Genomic DNA, 17,825 nt, shown 5'->3' on the forward strand with positions numbered 1-17,825 from the left:
AGCAGAAGAGTCCAGCTTATAATTCGCAATAAAGCGCTGATGAATCCTATTATTAAACTTGTCGTGAATGAAATATCTGCAAATTCATAATACCATATCAAGTAGTAAATTCCAGCAAAACATATTCCGATGCTGTGATTAAGTATACCGCTGACAATGAATTTTGCTGTTGGGTGAAAATTTAAATCAACTCCGGTCAGTATCGATGTAAGAAAAGTGGGTTCACGATAAATTTCGCTATATGTTGCTGAGACTGTCTTATAGAACAGGCTGAGCGCACAATAGGCAATTAACCATGAAGTTAAAATTTGAAAGAGCAGATTTAGGGCCATAAAAATGCTGATATATTATTTATTGGGTAAATATAAAAGATTTATAGTTGGAACGCTTAAAAAAGATGAGATTGAAAAATATAAGAGTATAATAGCATCTGGATCATAGTTAAATAGCCGAACCTTGCTTTTTTTTTGGAATAAATGCATGCCTTTTGCAGGAATACGATGTTGATTACAAAAATGTTACGATTGGATTAAATTATGGTAAACAGCTTGTTTGTATCTATATTTAAAGATAATTATGCTGTAATTTACAAATGTCATAAAAGCAGAAATCAATTTATTGTTTACTAATCGTATTTAATTAAACGTGCAAAACTACCTTATACCTTCAGAAATTTCATGGCTTTCTTTCAATAACTGTATTTTGGATGAGGCTGATGATTCAAATAATTCTCTATATGAAAGAATTAAATTTTTAGCCATTCATTCTTCTAATTTGGATGAGTTTTTCAGAGTGAAAATCAGAAAACTGCTGATTAAAAATTCAAAAAAGAATAAAGATTTACTAGATAAAATTTTAACAGAAGTAAATCAGCAGCAAAATAGATTCGGAATAATTTGGAACAGTTCAATACTGCCTCAATTAGAAGCTAATAATATAGTGTATTATGAAAATCAAGAACTTATAGAAGAGCATCTGCACGAGATTGAATATTATTTTAAAAGCATTATTTTGTCTTATATTCAGGTGATTTATATTTCAATAAATCAACCTAAAACTTATTTCTTAAATAACCGCAGTTTATATTTCTTGGTAAAATTAAAAGATAACGCAGGTAATGATAATTATGCATATTTAAATATTCCTTCGGATAAACTGGATCGCTATAAACAATTGCAAACTCAGGGAGATACACATTATATTATTTCAATTGATACTATAATAAAGAAATGTCTGCCTCTGATATTTCCTGCTGAAAAAGTGATTTCTTGTAATGCGATTAAATTAAATCGTGATGAAAATTATTTGATAGAAGATGAGAACTCAGGAGATTTAATAGCGAAGATTGAAGCCAAAATTGAAGAACGAAAACGCGGTTCATCTACAAGATTTTTATACGATTCAAATATGGATGCTGAAACAATTTCAATATGCAAAAAAGCTTTCCGACTTAAAAAAGAGGAAATGATAAAAGGAGGAAGCCATCATAATCTGTATGATTTATTCAAGTTTCCAAATCCGTTGAAACCTAATCTTCAGGGAGTAAAATATCCGGGTCTCAAACATCTGCCTTTTGAAAGCAGCAAATCCATTTTTGAAATTATTAATAAGCAAAATCAATTGCTGCACTTTCCGTATCAATCATATTATTATGTGCTTCAGTTTTTTAATCAGGCTGCAATTAATCGAAACGTTCTCGAGATAAAAATTACTTTATATCGTATTTCATCAGATTCCTTAATTGCAAATGCATTGATAAGTGCTGCAAAAAATGGAAAAAAAGTAACTGTTTTTGTTGAAGTCAAAGCGCGATTTGATGAATACAATAATTTATTCTGGTCGCGGGAAATGAAAAATGCCGGAATAAAAATCATTCAAAGCATGCCGAATCTAAAGGTTCATGCAAAAGTGGCTTTGGTGACTATGAAAGATAAATACGGAAACAAAAAACACTACAGTTATTTGTCCACCGGAAATTTTAATGAAAGTACAGCAAATATTTATTCTGATTTTGGATTCTTTTCTGCAGAAAAAAAATACGCAGATGATTTAAAAACAGTCTTTGCATTTTTAAAGTCCAAGAAGAAAACTGCACCGCCAAAACATATTTTGGCCGCAGGATTTAATATGAAGGATAAATTAATAGAATTAATAAATACCGAAATAGAAAATAAAAAAGAAGGCAAAGAAGCTTATATCTTTTTAAAAGTAAATGGCGTTGATGAGAATGACATTATTGATAAATTTATTGAAGCCAGCAAAGCAGGTGTGGATGTAATAATGATAGTACGCGGTATCTGCACATTATTGCCAGGAATTAAAGATGTATCAGAAAACATCGAAATCTATCGCATCGTAGATATGTTTTTAGAACATTCGAGAATTTACAAATTTGCAAATAATGGTCAAGAAAAAATTTATTTGTCATCTGCCGATATGCTAAATCGGAATTTAAATAGGAGAATAGAGGTTGCTTTTCCAATAAATGATGAAAAACACATTGCAGAAATAAATACTATAATTCAATTGCAGCTGGAAGATAATACAAAAAGGAGAATCATAAACAGCGAAGGAAACAACGAAATGGATATTCAAAGTTTAGATGTGCCAAGACGTGCACAGACCGAAATCTATAATTGGATTGCTGAAGCCAATAATGAATAATGGTTTATTATTTCTTTTAATTTTATAGGAACAAAAGCCTGGCTAAGAAGTCAGGTTTTTTTAATTTTCTAAAAGGATTTCAGTGCTTCTTTGTGATTTAAATCTTCTGGCTCGAAGTTTAATTCTTCTTATCTGAAGAAGACATTCATTAATATGATTCTTTATTTCAGCGTAAGAAACATTATGAATAGAGGCAATATTATTTTTTATCCCTTCAACATAATTTTCTGCTGTTAACAAATCTCTTTCAAGATTTTTTAAAATAGCGCTTTCTATATTTTTATTTTTCTTGTAGTAGTAAATACAATTATGAAGATCTTCAATTTGGCCCTGCAAATCGAATATTGCATTTTTTGAAATAGCACGACTGTAATAGTTTAAAAATTTCAGTGGATTATCTTCAATTACTTTGTCAAAATCTTCAATTGCTTTATAGTGATAATCTAATTTTTGAAAACATTTTGCCCGCAGTTCATATACCGCAATATTAAATCCAGAGTTTGCAGCAACATCAAGATGTAATACAGCATCATGAAATTTACTTGCCAAATACAGCTGCTTTCCTTTTTCTAGATCTATTAAATCTTGAGCAGGATTTGACTTTGAAAATCTACTTTTAAATTGCATTCCTAAATTAACAAACCACTTCATATCTTAGTATTTTAGATGGTTAGAGCGCTCAGATTAGAAATCAAAGCTGAAGATTAGGGGGGATCTAAAGTTAAATAAAAAATTGATATAGAGATGTTTAAAACTTTATTTGTTAAAAAAAAATGAGACAAATATTGTTGAGGCTCATTATATCAACGTGGTTTTTGTATTTTAAAATCAAGCATCTTGTGCTTCTGTATCTACTTTTAACTATGAACTCAGACTATTTATCCTCATTAACCTGGATTGTATTCTTTCTTAAATCTGGAGCCGTAATCTAGTAAAAAGGCACATTACTTTTGTTTTCAAAATAAATAGTATTAAAGAAAATGAAGGATTTAGTGAAAGGATTGTTGTGCCAAAATTTAGATAAAAAAATCCCATCTAAGGAGAAAACGCATATCGTTAAAGATGTTAAAAAATGGGTTTGGATCGTGTTTTTTATTATGCTTCCAAAAAATGCAAATGCACAGCTTGAATACTATTCAAAATTCAATAAAGACGGATCAGTTGAACCGATAATCGATTATTTCGGAAGTAAAAAAATAAACGATCATTTTGCATTGACCTTTTTTGGACTTACAAGAGAAAAATGGGCTCAGGCTTTAATTGGTTTATCTTATTCGTTAAATAAAAATGCAATTTTTTATGTAAGTGCAGGAATTGAGCAAGGACAGCGAGTTCCGAGATATTCTTCCAGTATCTGGCTAAAAGAAGGAGATACTTCGTTTCTTGCATTAATTGAAATAGGGAATGGGCCTGATAATTATTTGTATAAAGTAAACGTTTTTCACCAGTTTTCAGAGAAAATTAGTTTAGGGCTTATGGATTGGCGTTATCACGGATTGGGCCCCAATTTTAGGTACACTATTTCAAAACTAAAGTTGACATTATGGGTTATGCCTGCTTACGATCATGAAGAAAAAGTAAGCAGATGCATGCTGGGTGTTGCTGTGCCAATGTAGAAAAGCCTTTAAATGATTTGTCGGAGAATGGAAAGCGATTGCTCAATTTCTGATTCGTTAATGGAGGCAAAACCTAATCTTAAACCGTTAGGGAAATAAATGTCGTCATTATAAAATGTGCCATCAGAAATTTTCAGTCCTTTTTTTTCTCCTTTTGTTGCCAATTCACAAAGTTGAATTTCTTTATCAAATAATGACCATACTGCAAGTCCGCCTTCAGGAACTTTAAAAGTAATGACATCATTAAAATTGGTTGCCAGTATCTCACAAAAAAGATCTCTTCTCTGTTTGTATATTTTTATTGATTTACGAAAATGCCTTTCCATTTCACCATTATCATACAAAGAAGAAAATGCTTCTTCCAGCAAGGAATCACCTTGTTTATCGATTAGCTGTCTAAGAGAAGCACATGCATTCACAAATTCCGGATTAGCAATTAAAAACCCGATTCGGAGTGCGGGAGCAAAAGTTTTGGTTATCGAGCCAATGTAAATAACATTGTTATGATGGTCAATACTTGCAAGCGGAATATAAGGTTTGTTATTGTAATGAAAATCAAAATCGTAGTCATCTTCTATAATGGCAAAATGATGTTCTTCGGCAAGTTTAAGAAGTTTTAATCTTCTTTCCATACTCATCGTAACGGTCGTTGGAAAATGGTGATGCGGTATGATGTAGACTGCTTTAATTTTCTGACGGGTTACGACTTCAGCCAAAAAATCAATGTCCATGCCATTTTCATCTACTGGTATTCGTAAAAGTTCAGCGCCGCTATATTTAAAAATCTCATCGGCTGAACGATAGTTTGATAGCCCTACAGCAATTTTATCAGAGGAAGTAAGCAGCAATTGGGTTGAAAGATAGATTCCCATCTGACTTCCTTTAGTGATCAGTATATTTTCAGGATCAACGGCAAGTCCTCTAGTTTCAGAAAGATATCGGCATAAAGCGGAACGAAGGCTTCCAGAACCTTTTGGATGTCCATATTTTAGAAAGTTTTTTCCATAAAATTTTCTCGAAATACTTCTGTATTCGCGCATCAAAAGATCTACAGGCGTCAAACGCACATCAGGAAAACCATCATCGATTCTTAAAATTGATTTTTGGTAATCTTCGATAATGTTTTTGGTATTAAAAGGATTGTTCCAGATAAAAGAAGATGTTTTCTCTACAGAATTTGGAACTTGCTGATATATTTTTTTATGCGAAAGTTCAGGAAGTTTAGAGAGAACAAAAATTCCTTTGCGTTCCACAGATTCTGCCCAGCCCTGGCTCATAAGTTCTTCGTATGCAATTTTCACGGTATTCCGACTAATTCCTATCAATTCAGAAAGCACTCTTGTACTTGGCAGAATATCTGAAGGTTTGAGCGTTCCGTTAGTAATCAACTGAATAAAATTATTGCACAACTGAACATATAATGCAATATTTGAGTCTCTATTTAGCTGTATCAGAGATTTGTATGGTAACATTCTATACTGTTTTGCGTGAGACATGTTTTTCGAATTAGAGTAAATTTAAAGCATTCTTCATTATTATAAATAAATAACCCAGTGTATTTTAAAAGAAAAGCTGCCAACAATAAATTTGAGGCAGCTACTTAAATGGAGTTTGTTTTACTATTTACGCTGGGATAAGCTTCGTTGTAATACCTATTCTGTTCCAGGCGTTTATGGTTATTATTGCCAAAATCACCTGAGCAAGATATTGTTCTTCTAATACTTCAGTTGCAGCTTGATATGTTTCGTCTTTTACATGTCCGCTGATAAGTGTAACTTCTTCAGTCAGTGCAAGGATTGCGCGTTCTTCATTGGTAAAAAAAGGAGTATCTCGCCATGCATTAAGTGCATAAATACGCTGTTCCGTTTCTCCACTTTTGCGTGCTTCTTTTGCGTGCATGTCGATACAAAATGCACAGCCGTTGATTTGTGAAGCACGAATTTTAATCAAATCTTTGTGAGTTTTGGTTAATGAAGTGCTTTCAATAAATTTTTCAAGTCCAAGAATTGCATTATATCCTGCAGGTTCTATTTTATCGATTTTAATACGTGTTTTCATTTTTTATATTTAATTATTAATATTTCTATATTTTTCGAGTAAACGATTAAGTTGTGTAATCTCAGTTAAGGTCATATTCTCTGCAAATTTCATTTCGTAATGAAGTACTTTATATTCAGTATTTTTAAGAGCAGTAAGTCCTTTTTTAGTAATAAAGATTTCTATTTTTCTGCGGTTTTCATCGCATACTTTTCTAAGAACTAGATTTTTGAGAAGCAACTTGTCTACCAGTCTTGTAGCATTGCTGTTTTTTTCTCGCATTCTCTCTTGAATAGTGAACATATTTGCCGGTTTACCATTTAAATCCCTTAATAATTGTAAAATATTGAACTGCTCATGAGAGAGATTATAATGCTTTAATATTTCGCTCAAGCCATCCTTTAAAAGATTTTTTGTATGTGTAATATTTAGCAAAACCTTTTGATTTACTGATGATTTGCTTTGAGATTTTATAGGCTCTTGTGTTTTCATGACAGCAATATTTATGTACTTTAATTTGTAAAAAGTGATTGATTTTTTTAGTTTTTATTCAATCAATTGACAGCTTTTTATTTTCTTCGGATTAAAGAACAATTATTTAAGTTTTAATACATTATCTAAGCTCCATTTATAGCTTGGAATAAAGGATAATAATAAACCTGCGGCACTTGCGGTAAAAACACCATAATTAATAGGTTTTTGAATTCCCACCGATAATGTCATAAAAATGATAAATGTCAGGGTTATTAGAGATGCACCTCTGGCAGCCCATTTTGTCTTAAAACCAATTATTAGAAAAATACCAATAAATAATTCGGCTACAGTAGCGGCGCCTCCCATAAAATTAACCATTGGTCTTTCAAAAATTGGCATAATCGTAGCCGTATAATCGATGAAGTTTTGCCAGTTTCCCCATTCGATATTGCCAGTACCTGGCGCACCTAAAATTCCTAGTCTGTCTGAAACAGGAGTTAAGAATGTAATACCCAGTGCTAATCTTAAAAGCAGCTGAGGTGTTTTAAATTGATCTTCCATAATTTCTATTATTTGTTTAGGCAAAGGTAGATCGCATCTGTACTTTAATATTGCCCCAGATTTACTAAAACATAGGACCCAGTTGGGCAATGAATTTAAATTGATTGTTCTGGTTCGTGGTATGTTTGTTTTCTTGTTGGGTCTTCTATTATTGTAAACTTGGGACTTTATACAGAAAATTGTTTGCTGTTATTTTGATACATAAAAAAGAGATTATGAAAAAGAGAATAGCCGTTTTTTGTGGGTCTGGTTTTGGAAACGAATTCATTTTTAAGGAGACAGCATGCAGCTTAGGGAAATTATTAAGCCAAAAAGATTTTGGACTGGTATATGGTGGATCAAGTACTGGATTAATGGGAGCAGTGGCTGATGGAGTGCTTGAAAATAATGGAGAAGTTATTGGCGTTTTACCGCAGTTTCTTCAGAAGAAAGAAGTGGCTCATCAAAATCTAACAGAACTTATTTTGGTAGATGATATGCATCAGCGTAAAGCAAAAATGAACTTGCTTGCAGATGGATTTATTGTGTTGCCGGGTGGATTAGGGACATTAGAAGAATTGTTTGAAATGCTTACCTGGTTTCAGTTAGGGCTCCATCAAAAAAAGATTGTTTTATTGAACATTAAAAACTTTTACGCCCCCTTGTTAATAATGATTGAAAATCTCGAAAATTTCGATTTTTTAAAGTCAAAAAAAGAGTCTATGTTTTTTGTTTGTGATTCGGTAGAAGCCTGCATGGATATATTTTTAGAAGGATAAGATTTTGTAAATCTGAATGATATCTTCTTCAATATTTATTACTTCTGGATCCTATTGATTATTGAAATTGGTATCTGATGCAGATGAATTTGCGCTCTAATTTTGTTTCAAAATAATACTAATTATGAAAAAGATATTGATTATCACTGCAAGTGCCAGAACGGCTCAGTCAAAAAGCAGAGCCCTGACAGAAACATTTGTAAATCTATGGAATGAAATACAAGGAGAAGCAGTTTTTAAATTTAGAGATTTGAGCAACTCCGACATTCCATTTGTTAATGAAAGCTGGATTCAAGCAGCTTCAAAGAAAAAAGAAGTGAGAGATGAGATTGATAATCAAGCTTTAAAACTAAGTGATTTTTATATTCAGGAATTAAAAGAAGCAGATTGTATTGTACTCGGCACACCAATGTATAATTGGTCCATTCCAGCAGTATTAAAGGGCTACATTGATCAAATTATTAGAATAAATGAAACATGGAAGTTTGATTCTGATAATACTGAGAATCCTTATTTAGGCCTGCTTGAAAATAAAACCATTTTTCTGTTATTGACAAGAGGCGGAATAGGTTACGAGAAAGGCGAACCCAATGCACACATGAATTTTCAAAGCGCCTATTTACAGGAAGTGTTTAAACTGATTGGCATTGACAATATTCATACTATTGCAGTTAATGGAGAATCACGCGATCAGGAAGCTTTTGCAAAAAGTCTGGAAACTGCACATAAAACGATAAAAAGCTTAATAGAAAAAGAGGTTTTATGAGCGCACAAAAACATAACAGCGATATTTGGAAAGGAAGCTTGTTCATAATCATGGCAGCTTGCTGTTATGGAATGCTTGGAACTTTTGTAAAATTGGCATACCAAGATGGCTATGGAACAGCTGAGGTTACCATTTCACAATTTTCAATAGGGTTTATTGTCTTGCTGATTCTTACTGTTTTTTCAAAAAAAGCAACACTTTTTGTAAATGAAAAAGCAGTGAATAAAAGCAGAAAGAGCTATATAAAACTGATTATTTCTGGAACTTCACTTGGTTTTACAAGCATCTTTTATTACATGGCGGTCAGGTATATACCTGTCAGTTTGGGTATAGTTCTTCTCATACAAGCAGTTTGGATGAGTCTTGTTTTAGAGATGCTGCAAAAAAGAAAAAGACCTGAAATATATAAAATAACCGCAGTTTGTATCATAATTTTCGGAACCATATTGGCAACAGATGTCTTGCATCAATATAATCAAATTAATTGGAAAGGAGTTGGCTGGGGAATTCTGGCCGCAATATCATACACCGCTACCATGTATTCATCAAACCATATTGAAGTAGGTTTTCCAACACTGAAAAGAAGTTTTTTAATGGTTAGCGGCGGACTTATAACGGTACTTTTGACCTTTTGTGTTTCACTTGTAAATGGATTTTCTTTTGAGATATTTTTTAACTGGGGAATTTTAATAGCATTATTCGGAACCATTCTTCCGCCCATATTTTTCAGTAAAGGAATGCCTTTAATAGGGATAGGCTTAGGAGCAATTTTTACATCATTAGAAATTCCTGTATCCATTTTATTTGCACATTTTCTGCTTGATGAATATGTTTCTTTTAGCCAATGGATTGGCGTGTGTCTCGTGCTGGTCGCTGCAATGTTGAAAAATAGGAATACATAAAATCGGCTTACTTTTAGGACTTATAAAATAGAATTTTCCTCTTCAAAATAGGCTAATTCTTTCTTAATCTCTTATAATAATTATTTGTATTAGAAAATTTAGCATTCTGTTTAAAATATAATATATACTTTTATTAGCTGATACGAATTGACTAATACACAAACAAAATGGATTCTCAAAACCAAAAAAATGAAATAAACCGACGCAGATTTTTACAAAGCACAGCCGCTGCGGGAATTTACTTGGGCCTTTTTGGCATGCCTAAATTATTTGGCAATACAATAATGGATATAGATAAAGAGGGTACTCAGATTACAAATGTTAAGCTGAATAACGGCATAAAAATGCCCATGCTTGGATTTGGAACCTACGGGCTTAAAGGGGAAGTATGCCAGCAATCTGTAGCCAGTGCCCTATCAGTCGGCTACCGCCTTATTGATACCGCCAAAGTGTATGGAAATGAAGAAGCGGTAGGCAAAGGAATAAAACAGAGTGGAATCAATAGAAAGGAACTTTTTGTTACCTCGAAACTATGGGTTGATGATGCTGGTTATGAAAATGCTAAAAAAGGTTTTGAAGAGACATTGACAAAATTAGGACTAGAATATCTCGATTTGTATCTTATCCACCGTCCAAGAGGTGATGTGAAAGGATCTTGGAAAGCTATGGAAGAACTTTACAAGGCTGGAAAAATTAGAGCTATAGGAATAAGTAACTTCGATTCAGACCAAATGGCTGATCTTTTGTCCTATGCTCAGGTAAAACCGGTTGTGAATCAGATTGAAACACACGCTTATTATCAGCAAGGTAATGCATATAATGTGCTGAAACAACATAATATTCAGATGGAGGCGTGGGCACCTTTTGCAGAAGGCCGCAACGGACTTTTTACAAATGAAGTATTTGCCAAGATTGCCAAAAAGCATAGCAAGACTGTTGCTCAGGTAAATCTGAGATGGCATTATCAGCGTGGTATTGTTGCCATTCCAAGATCTTCCCAAAAAGTACATATTATAGAAAATCTGAATATATTTGATTTCAAACTCGATCATGAAGATATGAGTGCAATTGAAAAACTTGACTTAAATAAAACCCAATTTCCGGAATGGAGCTAAAGCATTGGTATTCGACTATATTGTTCTGATCTTATTATAAAAAAGCCTCTTTAATTGGAGGCTTTATTTTTTTTTGAACACGTTAATTTAGTGCTTAATGTAAAAGTAATGTGTTAATATGCATCGAAAGCTTCACTATTTAGAGTGACAGCAATTCGGGCAGTTTTTACAAATTCAATTAATCCAAATTTCTTTAATTCGATCGCCAAATCATTGATATCATCTTCTTGTCCTGTTGCTTCAAATACAGTAAAATCTTTTTCAATTATTACAGATTCAGCATTATATTTTCTGAGTAAATGATTCACACTTTCGTCATTTATGAAAGTGGAAGTCATTACTTTAAATAATCCCATTTGTTTCCAGACGATTTCCTCATTTGTACTGCAGTAACAGCTGTAAACCTCAATGATTTTTTCGATTTGAAGTGCAATATTTCTAGCGATTTCAAAAGTTTCCTTTATAACGAGGGTACATCTGTACAATTTGTCAATTTCGCAAGTAGCGATATTGATACTTTCTAAACTGATTTTTCGTCGCGAAAGTATAACCGTTATTTTATTAAGTAATCCCATTTGATCTTCTGTGTAGGCAGTTAAAGTATATTCTTGTTTCATTTGAAAGGTGTTTGTGTATTTGAATGATTACTAATTAGTGTTTTTTAGAAATAAAAAAACCTTTCTCATTATGACTGAGAAAGGTTTTTATTATACAATAGAATCCTGCCTCGTCATAATAGACGAATAATGATAATTGTGCTGATAATAATTTGTACAGAATTTTTCATGTATATTTTAAATAAAAAAAGCCTCCCAAAGAGGGAGGCTTTAAATTGTATCTATGTACTTATTTATATAACATCCCAGATCATTATCTAATGATAATAATGTTGCTGATAATAGTGATGTTAATTAAGTTTTTCATGTTATATTTTCGATGTGCGACAAATGTATTGATTTTTATAATGTTAAAAAAAAGTTTTTTTCAATGAGATTATTTGTTTTAAAGGAGAATGCCTTTCAACGCATAAATCTTTAAAAGATATTCAGACAACTTAGGAATTCAACTTAAATACCGAAAGGGAATTAATGGTCCCTATTATTTCATAAGACATTTCTTGAAAATAATTAATCGGACTAAAGTAAAAATTGAAAATAATTAAGGGTAAATCGTTTTTAGTTCAATTATCTTTTGGGTTTTAACATATAAAATACCTAATATTGCGTTATATACAATGATTTTTACTTTTATAATGTCTTTTCCTAACAAATTTGATGATCACGCATTAATTGCTCTTCTAAAGGAAGATAATCAATTAGCGTATACAGAAATTTTCGAGAAGTATTCAAAAGTCCTCATAAATCATGCTTATAAAATACTTGGTAATCAAGATGAAGCAAATGACATCGTTCAGGAAGTATTTTTAACAATCTGGAACAAGCGTCATGAATTAGCAATTACTGGATCTTTATCATCCTACTTATATAAGGCAGTAAAAAATAAAATACTGAATCATATTGCGCATGAAAAAGTGATTTCACGTTATGCTGATTCAATTTCAATTTTCATCGAAAACGATTATACTTTTGCTGATTCTAATCTTAGAGAAAAAGAGTTAGAAGCAGTTATTGCAAAAGAAATTGCATTACTTCCAGAAAAAATGAGAGAAGTTTTTCTTTTAAGAAAGGTCGATGAACTTTCCTATGAAGAAATTGCGCTTCAACTCAATATTACAGATAAAACTGCCAAGCAGCAGGTGTATAACTCTGTGAAAATTCTACGCGTAAAACTTAAATCATTTTTAACCGTTTTTGTTTGTTAAATTTTTTTTTCTTTTTACAATAATATTACCTCCTAATGTTCTTTTTATCAGTTGTTTATTAACTTGATTGTTTCTGTCAGTTAATGATAAGATAATTATTTTTTAATTTTTTTTTGATATTGGATATGACAAAAGTTGTTTTTAACTGTCTTATTTAAAAGCAAGATAAAATTTTGCATGATAATTATGAATGAAACTGAAATCTTAGCGCTGCTAAAAAAACACAAGGAAGGCCTTTTGTCTGCTGAAGAGCAGGATAAACTCGATGCTTGGTACCTGCACACAGCTGTTAACAGCGATTTACAGCTCAGCGAAAATGAGCTGCAGGAAAGTTATGAGCTGCTGAAATCTAAACTGCCTCTTCAGTATGAAAGAAAAGTAATTCGTCTGTGGCCCCGCGTCGCTGTAGCGGCATCAATACTTTTACTTCTGGGAATAGGAATATTTTATTTCACTAAACCAAATCAGCAAAATATTCAGGTTGTCGTAAAACCACAGGAAATTGCTCCAGGAGGAACCAGAGGTATTTTGACACTTTCTAATGGTAAGCAAATTGTACTGTCTGATATTTCTACAAAAGATACTATTGCCAAAGAAGGAGAAAAAGAAGAAGTTACCATAAAGATGGGGGCAAATGGAGTAATCACGTATACTATCAATCCAAATGCTGCTATTTCAAAGGAAGAAGCTAATTCGTTCAATACACTTTCAACTCCAACAGGAGGACAATATAATATTGTTTTGGCAGACGGAACAAAAGTGTATCTAAATGCAGTTTCATCTATTAAATATCCAACTCAATTTAATGGAAATAAGCGAATTGTAGAACTTGAAGGTGAAGCTTATTTTGAGGTAGCCAAAAATAAAAACAAACCTTTTATTGTAAAATCAGATAAGCAATCAATAGAAGTATTAGGAACTCATTTTAACGTGCACTCTTATAACGACGAAGCTGTTGTAAAAACGACTTTGATTGAAGGAAGTGTGGCAGTTGCTTTTAAAAACCAAAAAACAATATTAAAACCGGGACAACAGTCGGATGTATCTGATAATTTTTCTAGAATTAAAGTAAGAGAAGTAGATACGGAAGAAGCAGTTGCATGGAAAAATGGTCGTTTTAAATTTGATAATGCTGATTTAAAAACAGTAATGAGACAGCTGGAACGCTGGTACGGAATTACAGTACAATACCGTGGAGATGTATCGGATGTTAGATTTAACGGAGGTACGTTTAGAAATAAAAATTTGTCTGAAGTATTAAAAGTACTTGAGTTTAGTAATATAAAATTTAAGGTTGAAGGAAAAACAGTTATTGTATATCCCTGATTTTAAATTTACCCGAATATACTGAGATTATAAACTAAAAAACCAGAAACAGTTGCGATGCTTCTGGTTGTTATAAAAGTTTATAGCCGGTATAAGTTGTCCACCTATTGTTTAACTATAATCAAATGTAAATGTATGAAATTTAATTTACAACCAAAAAAACCTTACAAAAAACTTGAAAAAAGGATCCCGAAATTTAAATCTTCTATTTCTTTATGGGTCTTTAGTGCGCTCCTGATGCTGTTTTGCAGTTTTAAAAGCCAAGCGCAGAACATTACGATTAAATTTAAAGATGCACCACTGGAAACAGTTCTGAAAGAGGTGGCAAAACAGGCCAATTATGAAGTTTTTTATACCCAAAAATTATTCAAAAATTCGAGCCCTGTAACTATTAATGTTAAGAATTCTTCTTTGAAAGAAACTTTAAATCAGATTTTTAGTTCTCAAAAATTAAAGTACACCATTACCAATCAAACCATTGTGGTTACTGAGGAAAAAGAGGAAAAAGCTGAAAAGCAGGGAAACGGATTAATCGGTATACGCGGAAAAGTAGTAAATAATAAAAATGAGCCTTTTCCGGGTGTAAATGTAAATGTTTCGGGCACGAACATGCATAGTATAACCGATTTTGACGGAAGCTTTTCTATTGACAATGTGCCCGCTGAAGGTATCATAGAAGTCTCAGGGCTGACAATAGAAAAAAAATCTTTTTCAATAGGAGGGCGTACGCAATTGACACTTTTTGTGGAAGAGAAAATATCTGTTATGAAAGAAGTTGTTGTGACAGGTTATCAGACTCTTGAGAGAAAACACTCTACGGGAGCCATCGCAACAGTAGATGAAAAAACATTAAATGAAAATATCAATCCCAGCTTATTAGCCGCCTTGGAAGGCCGTGTTGCAGGTTTGATGTTTCAAAAAAATCCTAACGGATCTTCAGCCGATAAACCTATTTTGAGAGGTATAGGAACTTTTTCTTCTCTGCTGGTTGGTTACAGTCCGCTAATAGTAATTGATGGCCTGCCAACTGAAATGACTCTGGATGAAATTAATCCTTACGATATTGAAAGCGTCAATGTTCTTAAAGATGCCGCTGCAGCTTCTATTTATGGTTCAAGAGCCGCAAATGGTGTTATTGTTTTGAGTACTAAAAAAGGAAGCGGCAGTTTAAAAGTTACTGTAAATTCTGATTTCTTTATTTCTGCAAAACCTAATTTAAGAGATATGAATTACGCTTCAACAAGCGATATGATAGATTTTGAACAAGCAGTTTACAATAGAGAAAGAGCAAGGTTTACCAATACTGCCACTATGTTCAACAACTATGGAGATATTGGAAGCAGCAGTATCAAATATTACAGTCCGCTTTACCAATTAAACAGAGATTTGGAAGATGGAAAAGTAAGCAGCGCCGATTATAACAGTACCATTGCCCAATGGAAAAAAAACGATTATTATAAGGATTACAGTGATAACGTATGGCAGAATGAATTCAGACAGCGTTACAACGTTACATTTTCAGGAAGTACAAGAAAGCAAAACACTTTTGTATCATTGAATTATGATGAATCTAAAGGACGTATCAAATACAACAACAGCAATAACTTTAACCTTTATGCTAAAAGCAGTTTTCAGCTGAATAACTGGCTGGAGGCTACAATTGGTGTCAATGGAACGTTCAGCAATGACGATATAACCGATGTAGATTACGGCAATTATGATATCCAAAAAAGATACGAACGTATTACTGATGACAATGGAAATCTGGTAATGTCACCATTTGTAAATCTAAGTGATGGTTTTACTTCGAGCGGTCTTATGAATCCTCAGATCGCTCAAAAATTAGCGGCTTTAAGCGGTTTTAAATCTTTGGAGTTTAATGTTTTAAATTCGCTTCAGGAAGGAATTAAACAGCAGAATTCATTAGGATTAAGAGCTTTTGCAAACATCAGAGCCAAGCTGTGGAAAGGTTTAAGTTATAACACACAATTTCAATACGAGGCCAGAAGAAATGAGAGCTCAGAATACAATGACGTAAATTCATATAAGATGCGTTATGCCATTAATGCATTAACGGGATATACTCCTACTACAAATACTTATACTTATGTGGATGGTTTTTCTACCGGAGGACGATATAAACAATTGAGCAATCAAGCCAGTAATTATACTTTTAGAAACCAATTAGATTATAATCAGGAATTTGCTGAGGGGAAACATACTGTTAATGCAGTTGCTGGTTTTGAAATGAGAGAAACCAGTTCTCCCAGAAATATTGAACAAATTAGATACGGTTATGATCCTGTAACACTTACTTCTGCCGTACTTAATAGTTTGGCACTAAGCCAGACGGGCGTTGCAAGTTACATTTATGGCAGTAATAGAACGCTAGCAGCTGTCACAAGAACGCAGCAAGAATCCCTGCATCGCTATTTTTCAGTATTCAGTACTTTAAATTATACTTTTTTGTCTAAATATAACTTGACAGGAAGTTATAGAGTAGACCGAGCAGATTTGTTTGGAGTAGATCCTAAATATAAAAATCGCCCATTATGGTCAACAGGTCTGGGATGGAATGCCAGCAGTGAAGATTTTATGAAAGAGGTAAAATGGGTTAGTGCGCTTAAGCTTAGAGCTACCTATGGTATTAATGGAAATATAGATCAATCTACAACTCCATATGTGACGGCTACAAGAAAAAATGATAACTTATATCAGTCTTTACAATATATCAACGTAACAGCACAGCCAAATCCTATGCTGAGATGGGAGAAAACACAGACAACCAATTTTGGTGTAGATTACAGTTTGTTTCGCAGTAAGTTAAACGGAAGCATTGATATTTATCGTAAATACAGTTCAGATTTATTAGCGACAACCGATTTGGATCCTACAGTTGGTGCCTTATCCAGAAGAATTAATGCAGGAGCTTTGTTAAACAAAGGTGTAGAATTTAGTGTAGGTTCTGAATGGTATAATAACGGGAATTTCAGAATTGGTTCTAATGTAATTTTTGGCTTTAATAAAACTACCGTTGAAAAAATTACCAGAGCAGAATCGACAGCTTCTAATTATGTAGGCTTTCCAGGCGATTACTTTTTAGAAAACGAAGCATACAATAGTTTATATGCTTACAAATATGGAGGAACAGTAAACGGTTATCCTTATATTTTAGATGAGAATGGAAATCCATCAATTACTTTTGATGCCAGCGGAAATCCTATTCCTACTTCTGTAAAATCAGTAAATAATGTTGCTGCCTTAGTTAACATGGGGAGTCTAATGCCCACTTATACAGGTTCATTATCACAGCGATTTTCATACAGACAATTTGATTTGAATTTCTTGTTTGTTTTCTCAGGCGGAAATGTGATGCGTAAGGAGACTATTGATATGAGTTCAGATCTGGTAAATCTTTCAGGTATTACGGATCGTTACACAGATACGAATCAAAACGGCAATACACGTTTGTATGTAGATTTAGCGGAAAATGTCAGAAGTTATGCCGGAACGATCAGCGCACAGTGGAGAAACTCAGATGTAAATGTTGTCGATGGGGATTATATTAAGTTGAGAAATATTTCAATGGCTTATAATCTGTCAAAAGCTTTTGCCAATAAAATGAAAATAGCATCGGCTAAATTTACTTTTCAAATGAATAATATCTGGTATTGGAGTGCCGCTGGGAATCGTATTGATCCAGAAGTTTATTCTGCTAACTCTGGTACGCGAAATCTGCCATCGCCTAAAACGTACTTATTAGGTCTTAATCTTACCCTTTAAA

15 protein-coding genes are annotated in these 17,825 nt (G+C 32.9%); 9 read left to right on the forward strand and 6 right to left on the reverse strand.

Features of this window, described 5'->3' with window-relative positions; all coding sequences use genetic code 11:
- The first annotated feature begins 645 nt into the window (after positions 1 to 645).
- Positions 646 to 2,664: a polyphosphate kinase 1 gene (ppk1, locus tag GKZ88_RS18770; RefSeq protein WP_155103850.1), complete on the forward strand. Its 2,019-nt coding sequence runs from the start codon at positions 646 to 648 to the stop codon at positions 2,662 to 2,664.
- A gap of 60 nt (positions 2,665 to 2,724) precedes the next feature.
- Here the strand turns inward: ppk1 and GKZ88_RS18775 are convergent, their stop codons facing one another.
- The gene (locus tag GKZ88_RS18775; RefSeq protein ID WP_155103851.1) at positions 2,725 to 3,315 is read right to left on the reverse strand and encodes a hypothetical protein; all 591 of its coding nucleotides are present in this window, start codon (positions 3,313 to 3,315) and stop codon (positions 2,725 to 2,727) included.
- Between the two features lie 329 nt (positions 3,316 to 3,644).
- On the opposite strand from GKZ88_RS18775, the gene GKZ88_RS18780 reads away from it, so the two are divergent.
- Positions 3,645 to 4,280 carry a hypothetical protein gene (locus tag GKZ88_RS18780; RefSeq protein ID WP_155103852.1) on the forward strand — a complete coding sequence of 212 codons (636 nt, stop codon included), beginning with the start codon at positions 3,645 to 3,647 and terminating at the stop codon, positions 4,278 to 4,280.
- An 8-nt stretch (positions 4,281 to 4,288) separates the two neighbouring features.
- Here GKZ88_RS18780 and GKZ88_RS18785 read toward each other — a convergent pair whose 3' ends face one another.
- The 4 genes from GKZ88_RS18785 to GKZ88_RS18800 all read right to left on the reverse strand — a co-directional run bounded on the left by GKZ88_RS18785 (position 4,289) and on the right by GKZ88_RS18800 (position 7,352).
- Positions 4,289 to 5,752 (reverse strand): PLP-dependent aminotransferase family protein, encoded by a 1,464-nt coding sequence (locus GKZ88_RS18785; protein WP_196216498.1) that lies wholly within the window; start codon positions 5,750 to 5,752, stop codon positions 4,289 to 4,291.
- A 151-nt stretch (positions 5,753 to 5,903) separates the two neighbouring features.
- On the reverse strand, positions 5,904 to 6,338 hold the full coding sequence (locus tag GKZ88_RS18790) for a carboxymuconolactone decarboxylase family protein (RefSeq protein WP_155103854.1): 435 nt from the start codon (positions 6,336 to 6,338) through the stop codon (positions 5,904 to 5,906).
- A gap of 9 nt (positions 6,339 to 6,347) precedes the next feature.
- Entirely contained in the window at positions 6,348 to 6,809 is a 462-nt protein-coding gene (locus tag GKZ88_RS18795; protein ID WP_155103855.1) for a MarR family transcriptional regulator, read from the reverse strand.
- Positions 6,810 to 6,911: 102 nt separating this feature from the next.
- Positions 6,912 to 7,352, reverse strand: a complete 441-nt coding sequence (locus GKZ88_RS18800) for a DoxX family protein (protein ID WP_155103856.1) — start codon at positions 7,350 to 7,352, stop codon at positions 6,912 to 6,914.
- A 215-nt stretch (positions 7,353 to 7,567) separates the two neighbouring features.
- Here GKZ88_RS18800 and GKZ88_RS18805 point away from each other — a divergent pair, with 215 nt between their 5' ends.
- The 4 genes from GKZ88_RS18805 to GKZ88_RS18820 all read left to right on the forward strand — a co-directional run bounded on the left by GKZ88_RS18805 (position 7,568) and on the right by GKZ88_RS18820 (position 10,893).
- Positions 7,568 to 8,110, forward strand: coding sequence for a TIGR00730 family Rossman fold protein (locus GKZ88_RS18805; protein ID WP_155103857.1), 543 nt, complete (start codon positions 7,568 to 7,570; stop codon positions 8,108 to 8,110).
- 124 nt (positions 8,111 to 8,234) lie between these two features.
- Positions 8,235 to 8,876: an NAD(P)H-dependent oxidoreductase gene (locus tag GKZ88_RS18810; protein WP_155103858.1), complete on the forward strand. Its 642-nt coding sequence runs from the start codon at positions 8,235 to 8,237 to the stop codon at positions 8,874 to 8,876.
- Positions 8,873 to 9,778, forward strand: coding sequence for a DMT family transporter (locus GKZ88_RS18815; protein ID WP_155103859.1), 906 nt, complete (start codon positions 8,873 to 8,875; stop codon positions 9,776 to 9,778). The genes GKZ88_RS18810 and GKZ88_RS18815 overlap by 4 nt, the downstream gene beginning before the upstream one ends.
- 167 nt (positions 9,779 to 9,945) lie before the next feature.
- The gene (locus GKZ88_RS18820) at positions 9,946 to 10,893 is read left to right on the forward strand and encodes an aldo/keto reductase (protein ID WP_155103860.1); all 948 of its coding nucleotides are present in this window, start codon (positions 9,946 to 9,948) and stop codon (positions 10,891 to 10,893) included.
- Positions 10,894 to 11,006: 113 nt separating this feature from the next.
- On the opposite strand, the gene ilvN is transcribed toward GKZ88_RS18820, so the two are convergent.
- Positions 11,007 to 11,510: an acetolactate synthase small subunit gene (gene ilvN, locus GKZ88_RS18825; protein WP_155103861.1), complete on the reverse strand. Its 504-nt coding sequence runs from the start codon at positions 11,508 to 11,510 to the stop codon at positions 11,007 to 11,009.
- A gap of 617 nt (positions 11,511 to 12,127) precedes the next feature.
- Between ilvN and GKZ88_RS18830 the strand changes: the two genes are divergently transcribed.
- From GKZ88_RS18830 to GKZ88_RS18840, 3 genes are all read left to right on the forward strand, one after another.
- Positions 12,128 to 12,715, forward strand: a complete 588-nt coding sequence (locus GKZ88_RS18830; protein ID WP_230392553.1) for an RNA polymerase sigma-70 factor — start codon at positions 12,128 to 12,130, stop codon at positions 12,713 to 12,715.
- A gap of 186 nt (positions 12,716 to 12,901) precedes the next feature.
- Positions 12,902 to 14,041 carry a FecR domain-containing protein gene (locus tag GKZ88_RS18835; protein ID WP_155103862.1) on the forward strand — a complete coding sequence of 380 codons (1,140 nt, stop codon included), beginning with the start codon at positions 12,902 to 12,904 and terminating at the stop codon, positions 14,039 to 14,041.
- A gap of 135 nt (positions 14,042 to 14,176) precedes the next feature.
- Positions 14,177 to 17,824: a SusC/RagA family TonB-linked outer membrane protein gene (locus GKZ88_RS18840; protein ID WP_155103863.1), complete on the forward strand. Its 3,648-nt coding sequence runs from the start codon at positions 14,177 to 14,179 to the stop codon at positions 17,822 to 17,824.
- Position 17,825 lies beyond the last annotated feature (1 nt).

Source organism: Flavobacterium sp. LC2016-01 (genome assembly GCF_009711135.1).
Taxonomy (GTDB): domain Bacteria; phylum Bacteroidota; class Bacteroidia; order Flavobacteriales; family Flavobacteriaceae; genus Flavobacterium.